Origin of the sequence: Streptomyces sp. TBY4, from assembly GCF_024213195.1 — a bacterium.
In the GTDB taxonomy this organism is placed as follows: Bacteria; Actinomycetota; Actinomycetes; order Streptomycetales; family Streptomycetaceae; genus Streptomyces.
Map to the genome: position 1 here is coordinate 19,758 of NZ_JANAVF010000019.1, position 22,163 is coordinate 41,920.

Here is a 22,163-nt window from a genome sequence, read left to right on the forward strand (position 1 = left end):
CCGCAACGGCTGGCCGGCCCCGCCCCCTCAGGGGGGACGGGGCCGCCGTCATGTCCGGGGCCGCGCCCTGTCGGCGGATGCTTCTGCTACTTCGGCTGGTTCGCCTGGTGGGGGGGTGGGGAGCCCCATTACGTTGCGGATGTCCGCGCTGCTCTCGGCCATGTCGCGCAGGATCGTTTCCATGGTGGAGGAGGACTCTGAGAAGAGTTCCCGGCCGGCCGGCGTGAGCCGGGCGTCGAAGCCCCTCCGGTCGGTGGAGCACGGCTTCCTCTCGACGTAGCCGGCGCTGATCATCTGCGCCAGCAGCCGGGAGACCTGCGGCTGGCTCCTGGCCGCGCGGGAGCTGAGCTCGCCCGCCCGGATCCAGTCGTCGGCGTGCATCAGCACGTCCATGATCTCGAAGGCGCTTGCGCACAGGCCGTGTTGCTCGGCCAGTGCGCGTTCCGCGGCCTGATTGATCTGCGCGCAGGCGCGGGTCACGGACACCCATCGATCGGTCAGAGCTGTTTCTGTCACGCCCCTCATCGTAGGTTCGCGGGCTCCTCTTGTCGATGCAGGCGCATGAATGTACTGTGCGGATCAAGATCGATGTATTCGCATGCATCGTTTATGTCGTCGTACTCACCCGCGGTGCCCCACCGCGGTACCCAAGCGAAGGAGACGTGGTGACCGAGCAGACGCTGGCACCCCAGACCGCCGGGCAGGACGCCGGAGAAGCGCACGCCCACGCCCCCGGCAAGGCCCCCTGGACCACCCTCGTGGTGGTCGGCGTCGCCCAGCTGATGGTCATGCTGGACTCCACGGTCGTGAACGTGGCGCTGCCCTCCATCGGGGCCCAGCTGCCCGCCGATCCGACCGCCCTGCAGTGGACCATCAGCGCGTACGTCCTGATGCTCGGCAGCCTGCTGCTCTTCGGCGGCCGCGTCTCCGACGTCTTCGGCCGCCGCCGCACCTTCGTCACCGGCCTCTCGGTCTTCGCCGTGGCCTCCGTGCTCTGCGGCATCGCCGGCAACCAGGAGCTGCTCGTCGCGGGCCGCGCCCTCCAGGGCGCCGGAGCCGCGCTGCTCTCCGCGGCCGCCCTCTCCATCATCCTGGCGGTCTACCAGGACGAGGAGCAGCGCAAGATCGCTCTGACCGCCTGGAGCGGCCTCGGCGTGATCGGCGCGACCATCGGCGTCGTCCTGGGCGGGCTCATCGTCACCGCCATCAGCTGGCGCTGGGCCTTCCTGATCAACATCCCGGTCAGCATCGCGGCCCTGATCGGCGCCCTGCGCGCCATGCCCGCCCTCAACACCAGCAACGGCCGCAAGCTGCGGCTGCCCTCCGCCATCGTGTCGACCGCCGGACTCGCGGCCCTGTCCTTCGGCCTGATCCGGCTGCACGAGGGATTCGGCGACCCGACCGCCTGGAGCAGCATCGGCGCCGCCGTGGTCCTGCTCACCGTGGTGACCTTCATGGAGATCGGACAGGCCGACCCGCTGCTCCCGCTCCACCTGCTGCGCAAGCCCACCTACTGGCTGTCCAGCGTCGGCCTGCTCCTGGTGGCCGGCGTCATGATCAGCAGCTCCTTCCTGGCCAGCATGTACTTCCAGCGGGTCCACGAGATGAGCGCCTTCGTCACCGGCCTCTCCCTGCTCCCCATGGGCCTGGCGGCCCTCGTCGTCGCCATGGTCGCGCCGGCCCTGGCGAACGCGCTGGGCCTGGGCGGCATGTACGTGGCCGGCGCCGCGCTGCAGCTCGTCGGTACGGGCCTCCTGGCGGCCGGCAGCGACAGCGTCGCGCTGACCGTCGGGGCGCTGGCGGTCATCGGCGCCGGTCTGCCGGCCTGCTTCGTCCCGCTCTTCGGCATCGGCACCTCGCACGTCAAGCTGGAGGAGTCGGGCGTCGGATCCGGCCTGCTGAACACCTTCAACGAGACCGGCGCCGCCCTCGGCATCGCCGTCATCGGCACCATCCTCATGACCTCGGTGGACGGCCGCCTCGACGGCGGCGACTCCGTCGCCGACGCGACCACCGCCGGCGTGGGCAACGGCTTCCTCGCGCTGGCCGTGTGCTCGGCCGTCGCCATCGTGATCGCCCTCGTGCTCCGGTCGCTGACCCGCGCCCCCCAGGGGTCCGGCAGACTCGGCCCCTCCAGCGGCAAACCCAGCCCCTCCGGCGTTTGAGGAGCGGGGGTCCGGGGGCTGGCCCCCGGCAACGGCGCGGCACGCGCGAAGGGGTCCGGGCGCAGCCCGGGGAACGGGCGAAGGGCGGGTAGGGGACAGCCCCGCAGGGTCCGCTACGAGTGATCCTGCGGCGGCGGAGGCCAAACCGAAGGCCCCGGCGGCCGAGCCGGATCCGGATCCGGATCCGGATCCGGATCCGGGGCCGGCCCCGGGACGGGCTCCCGCCCGACGGGCTCGCGCCGCCGACGAGGCCGCCCACTCATCACGGCCGCCGCCAGAAGAAGCACCGCCCCCGCCCCGAAAGCACTGGCGACCCCGTCGCCGAGCCCCGCCCCGTCCCCACCGACGGACAGACTCCCCGCAGCCTGCCCCTGCCGCACCATCCACAGCACGGCGAAGCCGAGTACGACGACCCCCGACAAAGCCATGAGCACCCGCGACCGCAGCACCACCGCGACCACCGCGAGCACCCCGCCGAAGAGGAACGGCAGCAGCAGCGACCCCAGCAGCGCGGCCTTGTCATCGGTGATCCCGGCGGCGCTGAAGAGCTCCTCGATGCGGTAGTCGCGTCCGTGACGGCCGTCGTACCAGGCACGGAAGGGGCTCCAGACGGCGGCCGTCGCTCCGATCAGACCCAGGAGCGAGCCGAGTGCGTTGCGGATCATGCCCGGCCCTCCGGGGACGTGGGTCTGGATCTCGTTCCCGACGCTACGCCCGCCCCCGCACGGCCGCACGCGGAGTCCGGCGGGGGGCTCCTGGTAGCGTGCCGCCGGTTGTCCAACGGGGAGGGGTAAGGGCCATGGTGGTCACGGGGCGGCAGTTCAGGCTGACGGCGGTGCTGGTGGGCGTGGTGCTCGCGCTGACGGGGTTCTCGTCTACGGGCGGCAGCGGCGGCAAGAGCAAGAGCAAGAGCAGCGGGGGCGGCTGCTCCAGCTCGAAGAGCAAGTCGAAGAAGAAGAGCTACAGCGGCACGGGCAACAGCGGCAGCGGTTCCACCGCCACCGCCACCCCCACCGCGACCCGCCCGCTCGCCCAGGCCGTGGTCGTCAACTGCGTCGGGCCGGCCGGGGTGAAGGCCGTGGTGGAGGTCACCTCCAAGGCCTCGGCCGAGTACACCTTCCGCGTACCGCTGGTCTTCGAGGGCGCGTCCGGCCGGGTCGACTCCGGCTCCGCGGACCTCACGCTGAAGGCGGGCGAGACCCGGAGGATCGACGTGCCGATGACGAGCCCCGCCAAGGCGGGCGAGGTGCAGCGCTGCGTGGTGGGGGAGGTCCAGACCCTCTCGTCGTCCTCGCCCACCCCGACGTCGACGTCCGGCTCCGGGAGCACGGGGTCCGTCACCACCACCGGCGGCTCGGGCGGCAAGACCACGAGCACGCCGAAGCCCCGGTCCACGAAGAAGACCCGCTAGCGGGGACGGGGGCCGGCAGACGGCACCCGTCGACCCCCGCGGCTCAGCGGATCCGCGGCTCCGGTGCCGCCCCGCGCCGCCCGGCGAACAGCTCGGCCTGCCGCTCCGGCGGCAGGTTCCCGAGCGCCACCAGACCCGGCGCCTGCGCGAGGGCCTGCTGGAGCGCGGCCTGCTTCGCCGTCCACAGGGACCGTACGGTGCCCTGCACGGCCTCCGTCGGGAAGCCGGCCAGGGTCTCGGCCGCCCGCAGGGCCGCCGGGAGCAGTTCCCCGGGCTCGGCCAGCTCCGAGACGAGGCCGATCTCGTACGCCCGCCGTGCGGAGAGCCGTTCGGCGGTGCCCATCAGGGACATCCGGGCGGCCTCGCCGAAGGGCATGCGCTGCGCCATGTAGATCGCCTCGTACGCGCTGACCATGCCGTAGCTGGTGTGCGGGTCGAAGTACGTCGCGGAGGCGGAGGAGATGATGAACTCCGATTCGCCCAGCAGGTAGAACGCCCCGCCGCAGGCCATGCCGTTGACGGCGGCGACCACCGGCTTCCACAGGTCGTTCGCCTTCGGCCCGATGGCGACGAGCGGATCGTCCACCGAGTACGGCGAGGAGGGCTGCGGCACCTCCGCGTTCCGGTCGATGCCGGTGCAGAAGGCCGCCTGCCCGGCGCCCGTCAGCACGATCGCCCGTACCTCGTCCTCGTAGCGGAACTCCCGCCAGACCCGGGCCAGTTCGGCCGCCGTTTCCAGGTCGATCGCGTTGTGCTTGCGCTCCCGGTCCAGGGTGACGACCGCGACCCCGGTGGTCTTGTCGCGCTCGACGCGCACGGTCATGACTTCTCCAGGATCCAGCGCGGCACCGCCATCCCGCCGGTCTCGGTGAACACCGCCTGGACGCGGGCGCCGATGCGCAGCCGCGCCGGGTCCATCGAGTCCAGCGGGGCGTCGGCGGAAGTGACGAGGTTCCCGACGAGGCGGATCTGCGGGGCTTCGGCGAGCTCCACGAGGATCACGTTGTACGGGGCCATGGCGGCGTAGGCGGGCAGCAGCGGCGGGTGCGGCTGCACGTACGACCAGATCCGGCCCCGGCCGCTCATCAGGCGCCATTCGGAGTCGAAGGACCGGCAGTGCGGGCAGCAGGGGCGGGGCGGGAAGCGCAGTTTCCCGCAGTCGGGCGCCGCGCAGGCCTGGACGCGGAGTTCGCCCTGGGCCGCGTACTCCCAGAAGGGGGCCCCGTCCCCGTCGGGTACGGGGAGGAGGAGCTCGTCGGCGGAGGGGGTTTCGGCGGTGGTCATGGGTCTCCGTTCCTCAGGCTCGCAGCAGGATGGCGGACGTCGGCACGCCCTCGCCGGCGGTCACCAGGCAGGTCGCGGCGTCGGGAACCTGGGCGGTGGAGATGCCGCGGAGCTGCTTGACGCCCTCGTTGATCAGGTTGAAGCCGTGCACGTAGGCCTCGCTGAGGCCGCCGCCGCCGGTGTTGATGGGGAGCCGGCCGCCCATCTCCAGGGCCCCGCCCTCGGTGAAGGCGGCACCCTCGCCGCGGCCGCAGAAGCCGTAGCCCTCCAGGGAGAGCGGGATGAGCGGGGTGAAGGCGTCGTAGATCTGGGCCACGTCCACGTCCTGCGGCCCGAAGTCGGCCTGCTTCCACAGGTGTCGGGCGGCGGTCCAGGCGGGGCCGGACAGCGGGTCGTCGTTCCAGTAGTTGACCATGCCGTGGTGCTGGGCGGGCAGGCCCTGGGCGACGGAGTGGACGTAGACGGGCTTCTGGCGGCAGTCGCGGGCGCGTTCGGCGCTGACGATGACGCAGGCCAGGGCCCCGTCGGTCTCCAGGCAGTTGTCGAAGAGGCAGAGCGGGTCGCTGATCATGCGGGCGGTCATGTACATCTCGCGGGTCAGCGGGCGCTCGTACATCATCGCGGCCGGGTTCTCGTTGGCCCGGTTGCGGCAGGCCATCGCGACGTTGAAGAGGTGGTCGCGGGTGGCGCCGTACTCGTGCATGTAGCGGCGGGCCAGCATGCCGATCTCGTCGGCGGGGCGCAGCAGCCCGAAGGGGCGCGTCCACTGGCCGGGGGTGGGGAGCTGGACGGCGGTGTTCTTCCAGGGCCGGGGCCCCGAGCCGCGCTTGCGTGAACGCCAGGCCACGCCGACGCTCGCCTGGCCGGTGGCGACGGCTGCGGCCAGGTGGCCGACGGTGGCGCAGGAACCGCCGCCGCCGTAGCCGATCTTGGAGAAGAAGGTGACGTCGCCGGCGCCGATGGCCTTGGCGACCTCGACCTCGTCGGTCTCCTCCATCGTGTAGGAGGAGAAGGCGTCGACCTCGGACGGGTCTATGCCCGCGTCGTCGAGCGCCGCGAGAATGGCCCGGCAGGCCAGTTCCTTTTCGGACTCGGGCAGTCGTTTGGCAAAGGCGGTCTGCCCGATGCCGACTATCGCCGTAGCGTCCTTGAGCGTTGCCGCCATCGCCACCTCCGGGGTGCACCAGTACTGACAGCCGCGAAGGCTACAGCTAATCTGACGGATAGTCAGCTACTGGTATCGCGGGAGGGCGGACGATGGACGAGGACGAGGGCGCGCGCGGGGTCGCTCGCGCGACCGAGGACGGGCAATCGGCCGGGCCGGAGGCCGGCGGCGATGCGGGGCGAGGGGACGCCGTGCCCGCGTCCCACTCCGCCCCGGGACCGGAGGCGGGCCCCGCGTACTCCTCCGGGTCCGGCCCGCTTCCCGGTTCGGGGGCCTCACCAGAGGCTCAGAGCATCGGCGCCCTCGTGCGGGACGCCGCCACCCGGTACGCCGGCCGCGAGGCAGTCGTCGACGGACGCGTCCGCATCGACTATGCCCAGCTCGGCGAACGCGTGGAGCGGGCCGCCGCCGCCTGTATGGCCGCGGGCATCGAGCCGGGGGACCGGGTCGCCGTCTGGGCGCCCAACACCCTGGAGTGGATCGTCTCCGCCCTCGGCGCCGTCTCCGCCGGAGCCGTCCTCGTCCCCCTCAACACCCGTTTCAAGGGCTCCGAGGCCGCCTACGTCCTCCAGCGCAGCCGCGCCCGGCTCCTCTTCGTCACCGGCACCTTCCTCGGCACCTCTTACGTGGCCTCCCTGCGCCGCGCCGCCGCCGAGGGCGAGGGCACCGGGCCGCTGCCCGGCCTGCCCCACCTGGAGCAGGTGGTCGTCCTGTCCGAGGACGCCCCGGACTCCTTCCGCACCTGGAAGGAGTTCCTGACCGGAGGAGACTCCGTAACCGCCGAGGCCGTCCGCGCCCGTACGGACGCGATCCCCGCCAGCGCCCCCTCGGACATCATCTTCACCTCCGGCACCACCGGCAGCCCCAAGGGCGCCGTCATCACCCACGCCCAGTCCCTGCGCTGCTACGAGGTGTGGAGCGAGCTCGCGGGCCTCCGCGAGGGGGACCGCTACCTGATCGTGAACCCCTTCTTCCACACCTTCGGCTACAAGGCCGGGGTCATCGCCTGCCTGATGCGCGGCGCCACGATGGTCCCCCAGCCCGTCTTCAACGTGGACACCGTCCTCGCCAACATCGCCGCCGAGCGGATCTCCGTACTCCCCGGTCCGCCCACCCTGCACCAGTCCCTCCTGGACCACCCGCAGCGCGACCACCACGACCTGTCCGCCCTGCGCCTGGTGGTCACCGGAGCCGCGGTCGTCCCCCTCCAGCTCGTGGAACGGCTCCGCGGCGAGCTGCACATCGGCACCGTCCTCACCGCGTACGGGCTCTCCGAGGCGAGCGGCATCGTCACCATGTGCCGCCGCGGCGACCCGGCGGAGATCATCGCCTCGACCTCGGGCCGGGCCATCCCCGGGACCGAGGTCAGGATCGCGGACCCGGACGGCACGGCCCAGCCCGCCGGCCGGGCCGGGGAGGTGTGGGTGCGCGGCCACAACGTCATGCGCGGCTACTTCGAGGACCCGGCCGAGACCGCCGAGGCCATCACCCCCGAGGGCTGGCTCCGCACCGGGGACGTCGGGGTCCTCGACGCCGCCGGGAACCTGCGCATCACCGACCGGATCAAGGACATGTTCATCGTCGGCGGCTTCAACGCCTACCCCGCCGAGATCGAGCAACTCCTCGGCCTGCACCCGGACATCGCCGACATCGCGGTGGTCGGCATCCCGGACCCGCGGCTGGGCGAGGTCGGCAAGGCGTACGCGGTCCGCCGCCCGGGCGCGGTCCTCACGGCCGACGACCTGATCGCCTGGTCCCGCCGGGAGATGGCCAACTACAAGGTCCCGCGCGAGGTGGAGTTCGTCTCCGAACTCCCGCGCAACGCGAGCGGCAAGGTCCTCAAGCGGGAGCTCCGCACCCGCTGACGCGGCTGAAGACATCGGTGGCCGGCCCCGAACCCGGGGCCGGCCGCCGCACGCGCGCCCCGGGCCTATCCGATGCGTTCGAGGAAGCCGAGCACCCGGTCCGCCACCTGCTCCGCCGCGTCCTCGTCGTACGTCGGGAGGCTGCTGTCGGCGAAGAGGTGCCGGTCGCCCGGGTAGAGGAACAGCCGGGCGTCCGCCGCCGAACCGACGAGCGCGCGGGCCGCGTCCACGTCCCCCTCCCCGGCGAAGAACGGATCGGCGTCCATGCCGTGGACCTGGACCGGAACCTCCCCGGGCCAGGCGTCGCCGAACTCCGAGACCGGGACGCACGCCTCGATCAGCAGCGCGCCCCTGGCGCCGGGCCGGGTCTGGGCCAGCTTCTGCGCCGGCAGCACGCCGAGCGAGAAGCCGACGTAGACGAGCTCCGGCGGCAGCCCGTCGGCCGCGGCGGTCCCGCGCGCGAGGATGGTCCCGAAGCCGGTGGCCTCGGCGTAGGCGATGCCCTCGTCGAGGCTGTCGAAGACCCGCCCCTCGAACAGGTCCGGGACGTGGACGGTGTGCCCGGCCCGCCGCAGCCGCACGGCGAACGCGCGGACGCCGTCCGTCAGCCCCTGCCCGTGGTGGAACACCATCACTTCGGCCATGCCGCTTCCCCCCGCTCGCTGCGGCGTCCGGGGCGGCGCCGCAGCACGAGTATGACCCCGCCGGGCTGGTCCGATCGGTCGGACTTGACGGTGGGTCGCGACCGGACGCTCCCGGGCGGCGGCCGAGCCGTGCTTATGAATGGTCCATCCACCCACCCGCACGCCTCACCCAAGGACCTCGCATGCGTCCCCTCAGGACCCCCTCCCTCGGCACGGCCACCGCCCTGCTCGCCCTGCTCGCCTGCGCCCCCGTGGCGTCCGCCGCGTCGCCGGACACCGGCCGCGCCCACGACAAGGGCGCCCAGCTGATCACCCTCACCGGCAAGCTCGCCGAACAGTCCCGCTTCCCCGTCAACCCGGATGGACCCGCCGCCCAGGGCGACCGGACCGTCTTCCGCTCGATCCTCTTCGACAAGGACGGCAAGCAGGTCGGCGAGACGGGCGGCACCTGCACCACCACCCGGGTCGACAACGGCGGCGCGGAGACGTGCAACGTGACGTACACCCTGCCGGGCGGCCAGCTGGCCGTACAGGGCATGGTCTTCGGCCACCTGGTCGCGGGCCCGCCGCCCTCCTTCGACAACGCGATCACCGGCGGCACCGGCAAGTACGACCGCGCCCGCGGCTCCATCCACGCAGACACGATCGCCCCGGGCGAGCGCCGCTTCACGATCAACCTGGAGCGCTGACCCGGCCGCTCACACCCGACCGGAACTGCATCCCCGGCAGGTCCCGGGCACCGGGCTGCGGAAGGCGCGCTCGCACTCCGGGCAGACGACGAAGGGATCCGGCGGTACGAAGGCGGGGGCGCGGGGAAGCGGGATCAGTGGCGGCGGCAGCCGGGCCGTGAGCCGGTGGGCGATCAGCCCGGCCGGGTCGCGCAGCCCCGCCGGCAGCCCCGCCGGCAGCCCCGCCGGCAGCCCCGCCGGCAGCTTCGCCGCCGGCGCGGCCACCATGGCCTGCACCCCCGCCCCGTGCTCCAGGGTCTCCAGGGACCGCTCCAGGTATCGGAATGCCCGTGCCCCGCCGCGGCAGCGCTTGTTACTGTCCCCGTGTGACGGCTTGCACCGAATGCGACTTCGACTACGTCCTCGACCTGGCCCCGAAGACTCCCACCCTCATCAGGGACCTCGCGGACTCCTACACCGCGCACCTGCTCACCACCGACGCGCCGGCCCTCCGCCTCCGTCCGGCCGAGCACGTGTGGGCGCCCCTCGAGTACGCCTGCCACGTGCGCGACGTCCTGTTCGTCCAGCGGGAACGCCTTCTGGCCGCCCGCCGCACCGACACCCCGACCGCCGAGCCCATGGGGCGCGACGAACGCGTCGACCACGACGGCTACGCCGACCAGAACCCCGCCGACGTGGCCCGCCAACTCAAGGACGCGGCCGCGTTGTTCGCGGGCGCCCTCGACCGCCTGCCGCCCTCCGACTGGCACCGCACCCTGATCTACACCTACCCCGAACCCGCGGAACGCTCCCTCCGCTGGCTGGCCCTCCACACCGTCCACGAACTGCACCACCACCTGGCCGACATCCGGGGCCAGCTGGAACGGCCGCATCCCTGACCACCCCCCCAGCTGTCCCCTCTGCACCGGATCCGTCCCATCTGCCGCCCCGCGCAACCGCGTTGGTACAGTCCGCGATCATGGCGAGAAACACCTGGCTGACCAGGATTTCCTGTGGGGGAGCGCTGCTGTTCGCAGTGCTGGCGGTTTGGGTACTGCTGCTGCGGGCGGGCATGTCCGTGTACCGGCCGGACGTGGTCGTCCTGGGGGCCGTGGCTCTGGTCCTGGGCGCCGTATGGGTGTGGTCGGGTTCCCGGCCGGTCCGGGTCGTGGCCCCCCGGCAGGCCGATCCCGCGCCGCCGCCCGCGCGCCTGCCCGTCGAGCCGCAGTGGATCCGCCGCATCGCACCGTGGCTGCTGGGCGTGGCCGTGATCCTGCCCGCCCTGGCCGTGGCGACCGAGCTGGCGATCCGGCCGGACGGCGACGACCTCAGGCGCATAGCCGCGATACAGAAGGCCGGCGCCGAAACCGCCGAGGGCACGGTCGTCGCCACTCACCGGCTGACGAGGGACGACCCGAAGGTCGCGATGTTCAGCGGTGACGTGACGGTCGAAGTCCCCGTCCTCGCCCCGGACGGCCGGCGGGTCACCGGGCAGGTCGAGGTGCGCAACGGCCACTTCGGTATGGAGGGAAGCGGCAGGAGGGGGAGCAGGCCCAGGCCCACGATCGTCCTGTACGCCCCTTCGGCACCCGAACTCGGCGGCGTGATCGACTACTCCGGCCAGGTCGGCCGGTACGCGAAGGCGGGCTCACCGTTCGCCTTCTCCTTTCCGCCCTACCTCACGGTGGGCGCCTTCGTTCCCGGCGGGCTCCTGCTGTTCACCTGGGTGATGCGCGTGACCTGGTACGCCCCGAAGGCCGACGCCGCCGCCCGGACCCTCCGCGAGGACGCGGCCGCCGGATCGGCCCTGCCCGCCGTCCGCGCACGGATCACCTCGGCCCGGCGCGGCGACCACGTGTCGCTCGGAGACGTCGACGGCACCGTCCGCGTGACCTCGGACCACAAGCTGCGCTTCGTCCTGGAGGACGGCTCCGAGCTGCTGGCGGCCCACCGCGGCGGCCCGCCCCACGCGCTCGCCCTGCTCGCGGCCACCCTGGGCGAACGGCCGGGCTGGCTGTGCGGCGCCCGCAACTGGCGCCTGATCAGGAACGACCAGCCGGTCGTCTTCGTCACCGACGAGGGCAAGGTGGCGTGGCTGGAGCTGGACCGCGCCGACTTCGAGCGCATCCTCGCCCCCGCGACCCCGGTGCAGCCCGACCCGAACCGCAGTACCGTCCTCGCCGCCACCCCCACCACCGTGCTGCCGGGCGCCCACTGGCCCTGGCTCGGCGGCCTGCTGCTGTCCTACGCCCTCGCCACCTACGTTCTGCTGGTCCCGATGTCCTGGGGCGCCGCCCTGTCCGTGACCGCAGCCGCCGCGACCACCGCCGTCGCCGCCTTCGTCTTCCTGTCCCGCCGCCGAGAGGCCCTCACGGACCGCCTGGGCGACTGGGAGGTCCACGAAACCCGCGACCCGGAACTGGGCCCGGCCTAGGGCGGCCCGGTGACGGCTCCCGGGGTCAGCCCGCCCGGCGGGCCAGGACCAGCCGCCACCTGGGCGTTCCGTCCGGGCGGTGGCCGAAGTGGTCCAGCGGGAGGGTCTCCACCGTGAAGCCGGCCGCGCGCAGGTCCGTGCGGACGCCGCCCAGCGGGAAGGTGCGGTAGTACATGACGAAGGGCGGCCGCCAGACGGCGTTGCGCACGCGCATCACCGCGTCGAAGCCGCTCAGGGCCCACCACGCCGGCCGGCTCGGCGGGATCGGGGCGCCGATCGGGAAGGCGAAGACGCCGCCGGGGCGCAGGGCCCCGTAGACCCCCGAGAAGACGGCGGGGCGCTCGGCCGGGAGGAAGTGGCCGAAGGCGCCGAAGCTGACGGCCAGGTCGTACGCGTCCCCGAGCGCGGCCGGGAGGGCGCGGGCGTCGGCCCGTACGAGGTCCACCCCGGGGTGCGTGCGCCCGGCCTCGGCGAGCATGCCCGCGCTCAGGTCCACCCCGGTCACCCGCCCCGGGCACAGCCGCCGCAGCATGCCGAGGCCGGCGCCCGTACCGCAGCAGACGTCGAGGCCGGCGTCGAAGGGCCCCTCGTGCCGGGCGAGCGTCTCCTCGACGGCGTCGAGCATCCGGTCGGGGGTGCGGAAGGGGGTCCGGTCGAACTTCGGGGCCAGGAGGTCGTAGCCCCGCTCGACGGAGGACAGGGCCTGTACGGCCAGTTCGCGGAGGGTCGGGCCCTGGGAGGTGAACACACGGTCAGCGTAGTCAGCGCGGCCGCGGACCTCCGGCATTTCGGGTCCTTGGGCCCCGGGCAAAACGGGCATCCCGTGACGTACAGTGAATCGACACATTTTGCCAACCTTTGGGGATTTCATGGCGAGCGCCATAGGGAGCGGGGTGCCGGGCCAGCGCACGGGACGGAGCTCCACGACCGGCAGCGCCCTGGAGAAGACCTTGCGGATCACGGAGGCGCTGACCGCGTTCGGCGGCCCGCACCGGCTCGCCGAGCTGTCGGCCGCCACCGGGGTCCCCAAGTCCAGCACCTACCGGATCCTGGCCTCCCTCGTCGAGCAGGGCTACGCCGTCACCGACGGCGACGGCAGCTACGGAGTCGGCCTGCGGCTGCGCACCCTGGCCGCCGAGGTCTCCACCGACCGGCCCGAGGGCATCGTCGAGCTGCTCGAATTCCTCCAGAAGTGCACCGGCCAGGCCGTCCACCTGGCCCTGCGCAGCGGCAACGCCCTCACGTACGTCCGCAAGATCGAGGGCACCCAGTCCTACCGGACCTCCTCGCGCGTCGGCCTGCGCATCCCCCTGCACGCCACCGCGATCGGCAAGGCCGTCCTCGCGCACCTGCCGCCGGAGGAGGCCGAGGCCGTCCTGCGCGCCACCGGGATGCCGGCCGTGACCCGGCGGACCCGCACCGACCGGGAGGTCCTCGCCGAGGAACTGAGGACGGTCCGGGCACGCGGCCACGCCGTCGACGACGAGGAGTTCGAGCCGTCGGTCCGCTGCCTGGGCATGCCCGTCTTCGACCGCCAGGGAGTGCCGGTGGGCGGGGTGAGCCTCAGCGCCCTCACCTTCCTGACCACGCGGGAGGAGCTGGAGCGGTTCGCGCCGGCGCTGCTGCAGGCCGCGCGGGGCGTGGAGCGGCTGCTCCAGCGCGGCGGCTGAGCAAGGCGGCTGAGCAAGGCGGCTGGGCGCCGCGCCCGGACATGGGCATGCGGCGGCCGCGGTGGTCCCCCTCCAGGCCACCGCGGCCGCCGTCCCCCCCTGTGCACCCCCGGGTGGTCCCCCTGTGACCCCCCGGTCCCCCGTGGTACGTCTTGCGGTACGGGCCGGATCCCCGTTTCCCCCGTGTTCCCGGCCCGTACGCGTCTGTGAGTCTGTGCGGCCTAAGCCCCCACCTACAGGCCGCCACCGGCGGCGTGGTTGTCCATCGTCACGATGTCCTCGCCCGCGGCGTGGTTGTCGAGCGGCTTGACGGGCTTGATCGGCTCGCCCGCCGCGTGGTTGTCCATGGGCGTGATGTCGACATCCGGAGTGTGGGTGTCGATCGGCGTGGTGGTGGCGCCGTCGGTCGGCAGGACGTTCTCGTTCGTCGTCATCGGGTCTCCTGATGGTGGGTAGGACCCGTTCGGCAATTCCCCCGCGGATCGCCGAACGGGTGGTCCTGCAGTCGACTTTGGTGCCCCCCGACACTTCGAGTCGATGAACACCATCCTGGTCGATGGTGATAAACGAATGCTGAACGCCTCGTTCAGCGCCACCGCGCCCCGGCTCAGGCCGCGATCTCCGCCGCCAGCAGGGCCTGTACCTCGGCCAGTTCGGGCGACTTGAGCTGCGTGAACACCACCTCGGCGTCCCGCCAGCACACCCGGGCCCGGTCCCGCTGGCCCAGCTGCCGCAGCGCCCGCCCGAGCACGGTCAGCACCCTGGCGCGGTTCCACTCGCCGCCGATCCCGCGCAGCGCGATGGCCTGTTCGGCGTGCGAGGCGGCCAGGGTCGGGCGGCGCGCGGCCAGGTGGACCTTGGCGAGCCGGAAGTGCGTCACGCCCTCCCACAGCGGCTGCCGGTTCTCGTGGAACAGTGAGAGCGCCTTGCTGAGCTGGGCGTGCGCCTCGGCGAGCCGGTCGGCCTGGGTGAGGGCGATGCCCAGCGCGTAACGGCCGTTCGCCAGGCGCAGGGTGAGCCCCATCCGGTCGTAGATGGCGATGCCCTGCTGGGCGAGCTCTATGGCGCTGCTCAACCGGTCCTGCTCCACGTGGATGCGGGAGAGGTTGCACAGGGCGCTGGCCTCGCCGACGTAGTTGGCGTCGGCCCGGAAGTTGGTGATGGCCTCCAGGAGGTACCGCTCGCCGTCGTCGTAGCGGCCCTCGTAGATGGCGATGATGCCCCGGTCGTTGGGCGCCCAGCAGCTGGGCAGTACGTCCCCGGCGGCGCGGGCGAGCAGGGTGGCCCGGCGGGCCTCGTCGTCGGCCTCGACGAAGCGGCCCGCGACCAGGTGGGTGTTGGTGAGGGTGGTCCGGGCCCGGCCCTCGGCGTACGGGTCCTGCGCGGCCTGCGCGGCGTCCCGCAGCGCGGTGGCCGCCGATTCGTACTGCTTGGAGTTGGCGCCCGACTCGGCGAGGTCCTTGGCCGCCCACAGCAGGTCCACGGCCCGCCGGAGCAGGCCGGGCGGCGTGCCGGGCGCGGCCGCGGCGGCGGCCTGGCGGACGCACGCGAGCAGCGGGTCGGCCTCGGCGTACAGCCAGTCCTGCGCGGAGTGCGGCTCGGTGAAGACCAGACCGGGGTAGCGGGTGGCCGAGAGGTGGGCCACGAGCCGGTCGCCGGGCCGCTCCAGGCCGTACACCCCGGCGGCGGTGGCCAGGTAGAAGTCGAGCAGGCGGTCGAGGGCGGCGTCGCGCTCGCTCGGCGGCTGCTCGTCGCGCTCGGCGCACGCACGCGCGTAGAGGCGTACGAGGTCGTGGAAGCGGTAGCGGCCGGGCGCGGCCGATTCGAGGAGGGAGCAGTCCACTAAGGCTTCGAGCAGATCCTCGGTGTCGTGCTCCGGCCGGTCGAGTACGGCCGCTGCGGCCGCGAGGGAGATGTCCGGCCCGTCGGGCAGCCCCAGCAGGCGGAACGCGCGCTGCTGCGCGGGCTCCAGCTGCCCGTACCCCAGCTCGAAGGTGGCCTTGACGGCGAGGTCCCCGGCCTGGAGCTCGTCCAGGCGGCGGCGCTCGTCGGCCAGCTTCGCCGCGAGCACGGAGACGGTCCAGGTGCGGCGGGCGGCGAGCCGGGAGGCGGCGATGCGGATGGCCAGCGGCAGGAACCCGCAGGCGCCGACCACGTCGAGGGCGGCCTGCCGCTCGGCGCCGACCCGCTCGGCCCCGACGATCCGGGTGAACAGCTGGAGGGCCTCTTCGGGGCTCATCACGTCGAGGTCGACGAGGTGCGCGCCGGCCAGGCCGGCCATCCGGACCCGGCTGGTGACGAGGGCGGCGCAGCCGGCGGTGCCCGGCAGCAGCGGGCGGACCTGGGCGGCGTCGCGGGCGTTGTCGAGGAGGACCAGGACGCGGCGGCCGTCGAGGGTGGAGCGGTAGAGCGCGGCCCGTTCGGCGGGGGAGTCGGGGATCGAGGTGTCGGGGGTCCCGAGGGCGCGCAGGAAGGAGCCGAGGACGGCCTCGGGCTCGGCGGGGCGGGCCTCGGTGCCCTGGAGGTCGACGTAGAGCTGCCCGTCGGGGAAGTGCGGGCGGGCGGCGTGCGCGACGTGCACGGCGAGGGTGGTCTTGCCGACGCCGCCGATGCCGGCGAGGGCGGAGACCGCCATCACCTGGCCCTCGGCGCCGGAGAGGATCTCGCCGAGGTCCCGGACGAAGCTGGAGCGGCCGGTGAAGTCCGAGACGGTGGCGGGCAATTGGGCGGGCCTCACGTGTGCGGGTGCGGCGGCCGGCGCCGGGTCCTCGGCGCGGGCGAGCTCGGAGTCGGCGCGCAGGATGCGCTGCTGGAGCTCGGAGAGTTCGGGGCGCGGGTCGACGCCGAGTTCGTCGGCGAGCAGCCTGCGGGTGTCGGCGTACACGGCGAGGGCCTCGGCCTGGCGGCCGCTGCGGTACAGGGCGAGCATCAGCAGCTCGCGCAGCCGCTCCCGCAGGGGGTGGGCGGCGGTGAGCGCGGTGAGCTCGGAGACGGCCTCGGCGTGGTGGCCGAGCTCCAGGTCCAGGTCGAGGCGGGTCTCCAGCAGCTGGAGGCGCCACTCGGCGAGCCGGGTGCGCTCGGTGTCGGCGTGCGGCCCCGGTACGCCGGCCAGCGGTTCGCCGTCCCAGACGTCCAGGGCGCGGGCCAGCAGCGTACGGGCGAGGGCGCGGTCGCCGTGGGGGGCGTTGGCGGCGTTGGCGGCCTTGGCCGTCTTGTCGGGGGCGGTGCCGGTACCGGTGCCGTTGCCGGTACCGGTGGCTTCGCCCTTCGGCTTCCCGGCGCGCGCGGCCTCGGCGTCGGCGGCGAGGGCCCGGGCGACGCCGAGGTCGAGGGCCCCGGGGTGGGGCAGGCGGATCGCGTAGCCGCCGGACTCGCTGACGAGGAGCCCGGGTTCGAGGATCTTGCGCAGGCGGGAGGCGTACGTACGGATGGTCGCGAGGGCCTGCTGCGGCGGGTCCTCGCCCCAGATGGCGTCGATCAGCTCGGGCGCGGTCGCGGTGCGGCCCTCGCGGAGCAGGAGCACGGCGAGCAGCGCCCGCTGCTGCGGGGTCCCGGAGCTCAGCGCCTCGTCGCCGCGCCAGGCCCGGATGGGACCGAGGACGGCGAACCGGTTGCCTCCGGTGGTGGAGGGGGGCGGGGTTCCGATGACGGCTTCGTCGGCTCTGGCTTCCGCGGCGGTCTCTGCGTCGGCTCCGGGTCCGGCGGCTGCGGCGGCGGCAGCTGTGGCAGCTGCGGCAGCTGTGGCGATGGCGGTGTCACCGGACTCGGGGTGGTTCCGCTGGTGCGGGATGGCCGGTGTGCCGTCCATCTGGTCTCCCCCCTGCCTTCCCTAGGTGTAAGGGCCAGTCTGCCCTGTGTTGCGCGTACACGTCAGTCCGTAACGGACCCAGTCCTTACGGATCCGGCCCCGATCCGGCCCCGATCCGGCCCCGGGTCCTTGCAGATCCGGGGATCCCGCCCTGCTCAACTAGCTGACGGTTCGTCAGATTGACGCTACCGTGAAGGCATGGAGACCTTCCCGAAGATCATCTCGGTGGACGACCACACGGTTGAGCCCCCCAACGTCTGGCGGGACCGGCTCCCGTCCAAGTACCACGACATCGGCCCGCGCGTCGTCCGCGCCCCCCTGAAGGAAATGACCTTCCTGGGAGGCAAGTTCGCCCCCGTGATGGGGGCCAAGGGAGACGACGGTCCGATAGGCGACTGGTGGGTGTACGAGGACCTGCACCGACCCCTCACCCGACTCGACACGGCCGTCGGCTACGACCGCGACGAGATCAAGCTCGAAGTCATCACGTACGAGCAGATGCGCCCGGGCTCCTTCTCGGTTCCCGACCGGCTCGCCGACATGGACGTCAACCACGTCCAGTCCGCCCTCTGCTTCCCCACCTTCCCGCGCTTCTGCGGCCAGACCTTCACCGAGGCCAAGGACCGCGAACTCGGCCTGCTCGGCGTGCGCGCGTACAACGACTGGATGGTGGAGGAGTGGTGCGGCCCGGAGGCGAACGGCCGCCTCATCCCGCTCACCCTGATCCCCCTGTGGGACGCCCGCCTGGCCGCCGCCGAGGTCCGCCGCAACGCGGCGCGCGGGGTGCGGGCCGTGGCCTTCTCGGAGATCCCGCCCCACCTCGGGCTCCCCTCCATCCACACGGACGAGTGGGACCCCTTCCTGGAGGCGTGCAACGAGACCGGCACGGTCATCGCCATGCACATCGGCTCCTCCTCGCGCATGCCGTCCACCTCGGCCGACGCCCCGCCGGCCGTCGGCTCCACCATCACCTTCGCCAACTGCTGCTTCTCGATGGTGGACTGGCTGATGAGCGGCAAGTTCGAACGCTTCCCGAACCTCAAGATCATGTACGCGGAGGGCCAGATCGGCTGGATCCCGTACATCCTGGAGCGCGCGAACGTGGTCTGGGAGGAGAACCGCGGCTGGGGCGGCGTCGCCGACAAGGTGCTGCGTCCGCCGTCGGAGCTCTTCGCGGAGCACGTCTTCGGCTGCTTCTTCGACGACGCCTTCGGCCTGAAGAACCTGGACTCCATCGGCGTCGCCAACGTCCTCTACGAGACCGACTACCCCCACTCCGACTCCACGTGGCCGAAGTCGCGGGAGGTGGGCGAGGCCCAGATGGGCCACCTGGCCCCGGACGTGGTGGACCGCATCGTGCGCGGCAATGCGATCGATCTGCTGGGGTTGACCCCGGAGGGGCTCTGGCCGGGGGCGTAGGGGTGGCGGTGTGAAGGGTGGCGGTGGCCCCTGGGGGAGATCCCCCGGGGGCCTCTTGTGTGGCCTCTTCCAGGTTTCTCCCCCAGGCGGCTGCAGAAGCGATATCCCTTGATGTCGATCTTGATATCGTTTAAGTGGACAGGGGGCGAGCGGCCCCCCGCTGAGGAGGTTCACGATGGCCAGAACAGTGATCGACGTGGACGACGCCCTGCTGGCGGAGGCCGCCGAGATCTTCGGTACGAAGACGAAGGTGGCGACGGTTAACGCGGCCCTGCAGGACGTGGTGAACCGGCGCAAGCGGGAGGCATTCTTCACCCGCCTCGCCGAGGGCCTGCTGCCGGACCTGACCGGCCCTGTGGACCAGCCGGAGGCGGCCGCGGCGCCTGCAGGGCCCGCAGAGTCCGTCGTCCCGGATGTGCAGGATGTGCGGGATGCGCCGGACGTGCAGGACAGGGCGGCATGAGTACGAGGTTCCTCATCGACAAGTCCGCACTCGCGCGCTACCCCAAGCCGGCCGTGCGCAGCGTGCTGGACCCTCTGCACAACGCGGGCCTGCTCGCCCTGTGCGGCGCCATCGAGCTGGAGGTGCTGCACAGCGCCCGGGGGCGGGCCGAGGCCCAGGAGATCAGAGAGGAACTGCGCGGGTTCGACTGGCTCGCCACGTACGACGAGGCGTGGAGCCGCGCTGTGGAGGTCCAGGCGATGCTCATCGGCGCGGGAACCTGGAAGGCGGTGTCCGTTCCCGACCTGATCATCGCCGCGACGGCCGAGCTCCACGAGGCCACCGTCCTGCACTACGACGGTGACTACGACATGATCGCCAAGGTCACCGGCCAGCCGACGCGGTGGGTCGTGCCGCGGGGGACGGCCGACTGAGGGGGGGACGGGCAGGGCCCGTCTTGCGGGGGCCGCCGGGGACAAGGCATGCTTCGCCCGAGCAAATGGGGGAGGGGTGTCTGCGATGGACAAGCGGACTGTGGTGACCGCGGTGCTGTGCGCGGTGGCCGCGCTGGGAGCTTCCGCGGCCATGACGCAGGTGGTCCCGGCCGACGACGGGAAGGGCCCTGGGCGAGGTGTGCAGGTGGCGCCGTCGTCGAGGCCTTCGGTGACGCCGTCGGTGGCTCCGTCCGTGGCTCGGCAGTCGCATGGGTCGCAGCCGCCGTCAGGGACGCCGTCGCAGTTGCCGTCGCAGCCGCCATCGCAGTCGCAATCGGCTGAGCAGCCTCAGGGGTCCGCCGGTCAGACCCCCGCGCCGGGCGGGCCCGTCGCCTTCGCCGGGGCGCTGTTCGAGGGCGATGTGACCGGTGACCACTTCTGTACGGCGACCGTCGTGCACAGCCCCGGGCGGAATCTGATCGCCACCGCCGGCCACTGCCTGGCCGCGGGCCGGGCCGACGCGCGCGGCGCCTCCTTCGCACCCGCGTACGCGGACGGGCGCGCCCCGTACGGCACCTGGAAGCTCGCGGAGGTCTTCGAGGACCCGCGCTGGTCGGACGGCACGAACGACGACTACGACCTGGCCTTCGCCCGCCTCGCCCCCGACGCCTCCGGCCGCAACATCGAGGACGTCACCGGCGCCGCCGTCCTGGACACCACGGGCCGCACGGACGAGCAGGTCACGGTGACGGGCTACCCGTCGGACCGCAAGGTCCCGCGCACCTGCCTGTCCCGCGCGGTACGGCTCAGCGCCACGGAACAGCGCTTCGACTGCGCGGACTTCCCCGGCGGCACGAGCGGCAGCGCGTGGATCGCCGCCGACGGAAAGATCATCGGCGTCCTGACCGGCGGAGACACGGACGACGTCTCCACCAGCACGATCCTGACCGACTGGGCGGCGGAGCTGTACGGGCGGGCTACGGGTGCGGGTGCGGGTGGGCCGGCCGTCAGGTAAGTAGGCCCAAGTGCACCGGCTCGGCGGGGACTTCGTGCAGCAGCTCGGCGAGGCGCGGCGGCCACAGGGGTTCGCCGAGGGTGGCGAGGTTCTGCGGCGACAGCCACCGCCACTGGGCTTCGGGGTACTCCGGGACCGGATCGCGGTGCGGCCCGGTGGTCACGTAGATGTGCTCGTGCTGGCGTACGGGGATGCCCTGGTGGGTGAAGTCGTGCTCCCAGGTGCAGAGCAGCCGCTGCGGTTCGAGGTCCGTCCAGCCCGTCTCTTCACGCAACTCCCGCCGCACGCACTCCTCGGGCGTCTCCCCGGGATCGATGCCACCGCCGGGCGGTAGCCAGTGGATGCCGACTTCGACGTTGTTCTCGCGGAAGAGGAACACGGATCCGGCGGGGTTGAGTACGACGATTCTGGCTGCCTGCCGGGGAGTTCGGGGAGCTCGAGGAGCTGGAGGTGAAGGGCGCATCAGATCAGCGTACGACGGGGGTGGGGGTAGGGGGGTGGGGTCGGGGGCGTTCGCTTGTGCTGCGGGGTGGGCTTTGGCTGCGACATGGTCCGGGGGGCGTCCCGGCAGTCCAGTGTCCTTTCGGTGCGGGCCGGTCCCTCAAGGGCGCTCCCTGCGGTCGCGTCGCTTCGCGATGGCCTTCGGCCACCCTTGACCGACCGACCCACCCCGAAACGCCACAAGACTTCCGGGATCCCCCCGGGGAACGGCCTGGAGGGGAGTGTGGGGAGGAGCGGCCCCGTCTGAGATGCGCAGCCCCCTGTGGTTGGGGGTCATCTGGACACGGCCCCGGCAGGACAGTGACCTCAGCCGGTACGGACGCGCGGGGCGATCAGAGCATCCAGGGCCGGGGGGCTTGGACACCCACTCCGTGACCTTTGACCGCTGACCGCCAGCTGGAGCGAGAGGGGGACGAGACCGTCCTCAGGGCCGGTGGGCGCGACAGATCGCTACACACTCCCGCTCGGCTCAGCGACCGCGGACCGGCCGTGGCCGATCTGGAACGAGGCGCGGGAGGAGAGGTGATCAGTTCTCGGATCCTGAAGGGGAAAGAGGAGGGCGCGGAGGGTTGGAGGGGAGTTCGAAGACGAGGTTGGTTCCGTCGGTCTCGGTTGCTTGGGTGGCGACGAAGGTGAAGCCGAAGGCGGCGATGGTGGCCAGGGAGGCGGTGTTGTCGGAGTGGATCGTGGCGCGGACGGTTTTGACGTCGGGTTCTTCGGCGGCCCTGGTGAGGAGGGCGGTCAGCATGGCGCGGGCGTAGCCCTGGCGGCGGTAGGTGGACACGACGCTGTAGCCGATCTCGACCACGCCTGCTTCGTTCGGCGGGCCGTGGAAGCCCGCGTCGCCGATGACTGTCCCGTCCGGCTCCGACACTGCCGCTCTGGTCGTCCAGGGAGCGGCGGACGGGTCCTTGGTGAGCTGGTCGGCGCGGTAGCCGAAGATCCAGCGGGCCCGGTCGGACACGAAGTAGTCGTCGAGCGCTACCCCGGCTTCGGCGCTGCCGGCTGCGAGGTCGCCGTCGGCCAGGGCCCGTAGGGCCTTGGCGTTGAGCTTGACGAAGCGGATGCGCTTGGGGAGAAGTTCATGAGTCATCGCGGAGATGTTCACCCAGGTCACCTGGGCTGTCCAGTTCTTTTCGGCGCACCCATTCGATGATCCGGACGGGTGCGTAGGAAGAGGTGCAGCCAGGGGATGTCGGGGTGCGGGAACGGGTCGGCCGTAGATCGTTTCGACGGAG

At 72.6% G+C, this 22,163-nt stretch carries 23 protein-coding genes; 11 read left to right on the forward strand and 12 right to left on the reverse strand.

Going from position 1 to position 22,163, the window contains the following annotated elements:
• Positions 1-48: 48 nt before the first annotated feature.
• Positions 49-516, reverse strand: a complete 468-nt coding sequence (locus tag NLX94_RS32515; protein ID WP_254386721.1) for a MarR family transcriptional regulator — start codon at positions 514-516, stop codon at positions 49-51.
• A 149-nt stretch (positions 517-665) separates the two neighbouring features.
• On the opposite strand from NLX94_RS32515, the gene NLX94_RS32520 reads away from it, so the two are divergent.
• The gene (locus NLX94_RS32520; RefSeq protein WP_254386722.1) at positions 666-2,165 is read left to right on the forward strand and encodes an MFS transporter; all 1,500 of its coding nucleotides are present in this window, start codon (positions 666-668) and stop codon (positions 2,163-2,165) included.
• 113 nt (positions 2,166-2,278) lie between these two features.
• Here NLX94_RS32520 and NLX94_RS32525 read toward each other — a convergent pair whose 3' ends face one another.
• Positions 2,279-2,830 carry a hypothetical protein gene (locus tag NLX94_RS32525; RefSeq protein ID WP_254386723.1) on the reverse strand — a complete coding sequence of 184 codons (552 nt, stop codon included), beginning with the start codon at positions 2,828-2,830 and terminating at the stop codon, positions 2,279-2,281.
• A gap of 134 nt (positions 2,831-2,964) precedes the next feature.
• On the opposite strand from NLX94_RS32525, the gene NLX94_RS32530 reads away from it, so the two are divergent.
• Positions 2,965-3,576 (forward strand): hypothetical protein, encoded by a 612-nt coding sequence (locus NLX94_RS32530; protein WP_254386724.1) that lies wholly within the window; start codon positions 2,965-2,967, stop codon positions 3,574-3,576.
• A gap of 43 nt (positions 3,577-3,619) precedes the next feature.
• Here NLX94_RS32530 and NLX94_RS32535 read toward each other — a convergent pair whose 3' ends face one another.
• From NLX94_RS32535 to NLX94_RS32545, 3 genes are read right to left on the reverse strand one after another with little or no spacing between them, the layout of a single operon-like run.
• Positions 3,620-4,399: an enoyl-CoA hydratase/isomerase family protein gene (locus tag NLX94_RS32535; protein ID WP_254386725.1), complete on the reverse strand. Its 780-nt coding sequence runs from the start codon at positions 4,397-4,399 to the stop codon at positions 3,620-3,622.
• Positions 4,396-4,860, reverse strand: coding sequence for a Zn-ribbon domain-containing OB-fold protein (locus NLX94_RS32540; protein ID WP_254386726.1), 465 nt, complete (start codon positions 4,858-4,860; stop codon positions 4,396-4,398). The genes NLX94_RS32535 and NLX94_RS32540 overlap by 4 nt, the downstream gene beginning before the upstream one ends.
• A gap of 13 nt (positions 4,861-4,873) precedes the next feature.
• Positions 4,874-6,025: a lipid-transfer protein gene (locus tag NLX94_RS32545; RefSeq protein ID WP_254386727.1), complete on the reverse strand. Its 1,152-nt coding sequence runs from the start codon at positions 6,023-6,025 to the stop codon at positions 4,874-4,876.
• A 92-nt stretch (positions 6,026-6,117) separates the two neighbouring features.
• Here NLX94_RS32545 and NLX94_RS32550 point away from each other — a divergent pair, with 92 nt between their 5' ends.
• Complete coding sequence (locus NLX94_RS32550; RefSeq protein ID WP_254386728.1) at positions 6,118-7,890, forward strand: FadD3 family acyl-CoA ligase; 1,773 nt, start codon at positions 6,118-6,120, stop codon at positions 7,888-7,890.
• A 65-nt stretch (positions 7,891-7,955) separates the two neighbouring features.
• On the opposite strand, the gene NLX94_RS32555 is transcribed toward NLX94_RS32550, so the two are convergent.
• Positions 7,956-8,534: a dienelactone hydrolase family protein gene (locus NLX94_RS32555; protein ID WP_254386729.1), complete on the reverse strand. Its 579-nt coding sequence runs from the start codon at positions 8,532-8,534 to the stop codon at positions 7,956-7,958.
• 182 nt (positions 8,535-8,716) lie between these two features.
• On the opposite strand from NLX94_RS32555, the gene NLX94_RS32560 reads away from it, so the two are divergent.
• Positions 8,717-9,223 carry a hypothetical protein gene (locus NLX94_RS32560; RefSeq protein WP_254386730.1) on the forward strand — a complete coding sequence of 169 codons (507 nt, stop codon included), beginning with the start codon at positions 8,717-8,719 and terminating at the stop codon, positions 9,221-9,223.
• 9 nt (positions 9,224-9,232) lie between these two features.
• Here the strand turns inward: NLX94_RS32560 and NLX94_RS32565 are convergent, their stop codons facing one another.
• Positions 9,233-9,490 (reverse strand): hypothetical protein, encoded by a 258-nt coding sequence (locus tag NLX94_RS32565; protein WP_254386731.1) that lies wholly within the window; start codon positions 9,488-9,490, stop codon positions 9,233-9,235.
• A gap of 98 nt (positions 9,491-9,588) precedes the next feature.
• Here NLX94_RS32565 and NLX94_RS32570 point away from each other — a divergent pair, with 98 nt between their 5' ends.
• Together NLX94_RS32570 and NLX94_RS32575 are read left to right on the forward strand one after the other, a co-directional pair.
• Positions 9,589-10,101 carry a DinB family protein gene (locus tag NLX94_RS32570; protein WP_254386732.1) on the forward strand — a complete coding sequence of 171 codons (513 nt, stop codon included), beginning with the start codon at positions 9,589-9,591 and terminating at the stop codon, positions 10,099-10,101.
• An 80-nt stretch (positions 10,102-10,181) separates the two neighbouring features.
• Positions 10,182-11,636: a hypothetical protein gene (locus tag NLX94_RS32575; protein WP_254386733.1), complete on the forward strand. Its 1,455-nt coding sequence runs from the start codon at positions 10,182-10,184 to the stop codon at positions 11,634-11,636.
• A gap of 25 nt (positions 11,637-11,661) precedes the next feature.
• On the opposite strand, the gene NLX94_RS32580 is transcribed toward NLX94_RS32575, so the two are convergent.
• Positions 11,662-12,384 carry a class I SAM-dependent methyltransferase gene (locus tag NLX94_RS32580; RefSeq protein WP_254386734.1) on the reverse strand — a complete coding sequence of 241 codons (723 nt, stop codon included), beginning with the start codon at positions 12,382-12,384 and terminating at the stop codon, positions 11,662-11,664.
• A 121-nt stretch (positions 12,385-12,505) separates the two neighbouring features.
• Between NLX94_RS32580 and NLX94_RS32585 the strand changes: the two genes are divergently transcribed.
• Entirely contained in the window at positions 12,506-13,306 is an 801-nt protein-coding gene (locus NLX94_RS32585) for an IclR family transcriptional regulator (RefSeq protein ID WP_254386735.1), read from the forward strand.
• A gap of 233 nt (positions 13,307-13,539) precedes the next feature.
• On the opposite strand, the gene NLX94_RS32590 is transcribed toward NLX94_RS32585, so the two are convergent.
• Together NLX94_RS32590 and NLX94_RS32595 are read right to left on the reverse strand one after the other, a co-directional pair.
• Positions 13,540-13,740, reverse strand: coding sequence for a hypothetical protein (locus NLX94_RS32590; protein ID WP_254386736.1), 201 nt, complete (start codon positions 13,738-13,740; stop codon positions 13,540-13,542).
• A gap of 173 nt (positions 13,741-13,913) precedes the next feature.
• Positions 13,914-17,114 (reverse strand): BTAD domain-containing putative transcriptional regulator, encoded by a 3,201-nt coding sequence (locus tag NLX94_RS32595; RefSeq protein WP_254386737.1) that lies wholly within the window; start codon positions 17,112-17,114, stop codon positions 13,914-13,916.
• 198 nt (positions 17,115-17,312) lie between these two features.
• On the opposite strand from NLX94_RS32595, the gene NLX94_RS32600 reads away from it, so the two are divergent.
• The 4 genes from NLX94_RS32600 (at position 17,313) to NLX94_RS32615 (ending at position 20,424) form a co-directional block, all read left to right on the forward strand.
• Positions 17,313-18,533 (forward strand): amidohydrolase family protein, encoded by a 1,221-nt coding sequence (locus tag NLX94_RS32600; RefSeq protein WP_254386738.1) that lies wholly within the window; start codon positions 17,313-17,315, stop codon positions 18,531-18,533.
• Positions 18,534-18,708: 175 nt separating this feature from the next.
• Complete coding sequence (locus tag NLX94_RS32605; protein WP_254386739.1) at positions 18,709-18,996, forward strand: type II toxin-antitoxin system VapB family antitoxin; 288 nt, start codon at positions 18,709-18,711, stop codon at positions 18,994-18,996.
• On the forward strand, positions 18,993-19,409 hold the full coding sequence (locus NLX94_RS32610) for a PIN domain nuclease (protein ID WP_254386740.1): 417 nt from the start codon (positions 18,993-18,995) through the stop codon (positions 19,407-19,409). Before NLX94_RS32605 ends, NLX94_RS32610 begins: the two co-directional genes overlap by 4 nt.
• A gap of 421 nt (positions 19,410-19,830) precedes the next feature.
• Positions 19,831-20,424: a trypsin-like serine protease gene (locus NLX94_RS32615; protein ID WP_254386741.1), complete on the forward strand. Its 594-nt coding sequence runs from the start codon at positions 19,831-19,833 to the stop codon at positions 20,422-20,424.
• On the opposite strand, the gene NLX94_RS32620 is transcribed toward NLX94_RS32615, so the two are convergent.
• The gene (locus NLX94_RS32620) at positions 20,417-20,887 is read right to left on the reverse strand and encodes an NUDIX hydrolase (RefSeq protein WP_302170974.1); all 471 of its coding nucleotides are present in this window, start codon (positions 20,885-20,887) and stop codon (positions 20,417-20,419) included. The two genes, NLX94_RS32615 and NLX94_RS32620, sit on opposite strands and share 8 nt — an antisense overlap.
• Positions 20,888-21,451: 564 nt before the next feature.
• Entirely contained in the window at positions 21,452-22,018 is a 567-nt protein-coding gene (locus NLX94_RS32625; protein WP_254386743.1) for a GNAT family N-acetyltransferase, read from the reverse strand.
• Positions 22,019-22,163: the final 145 nt, after the last annotated feature.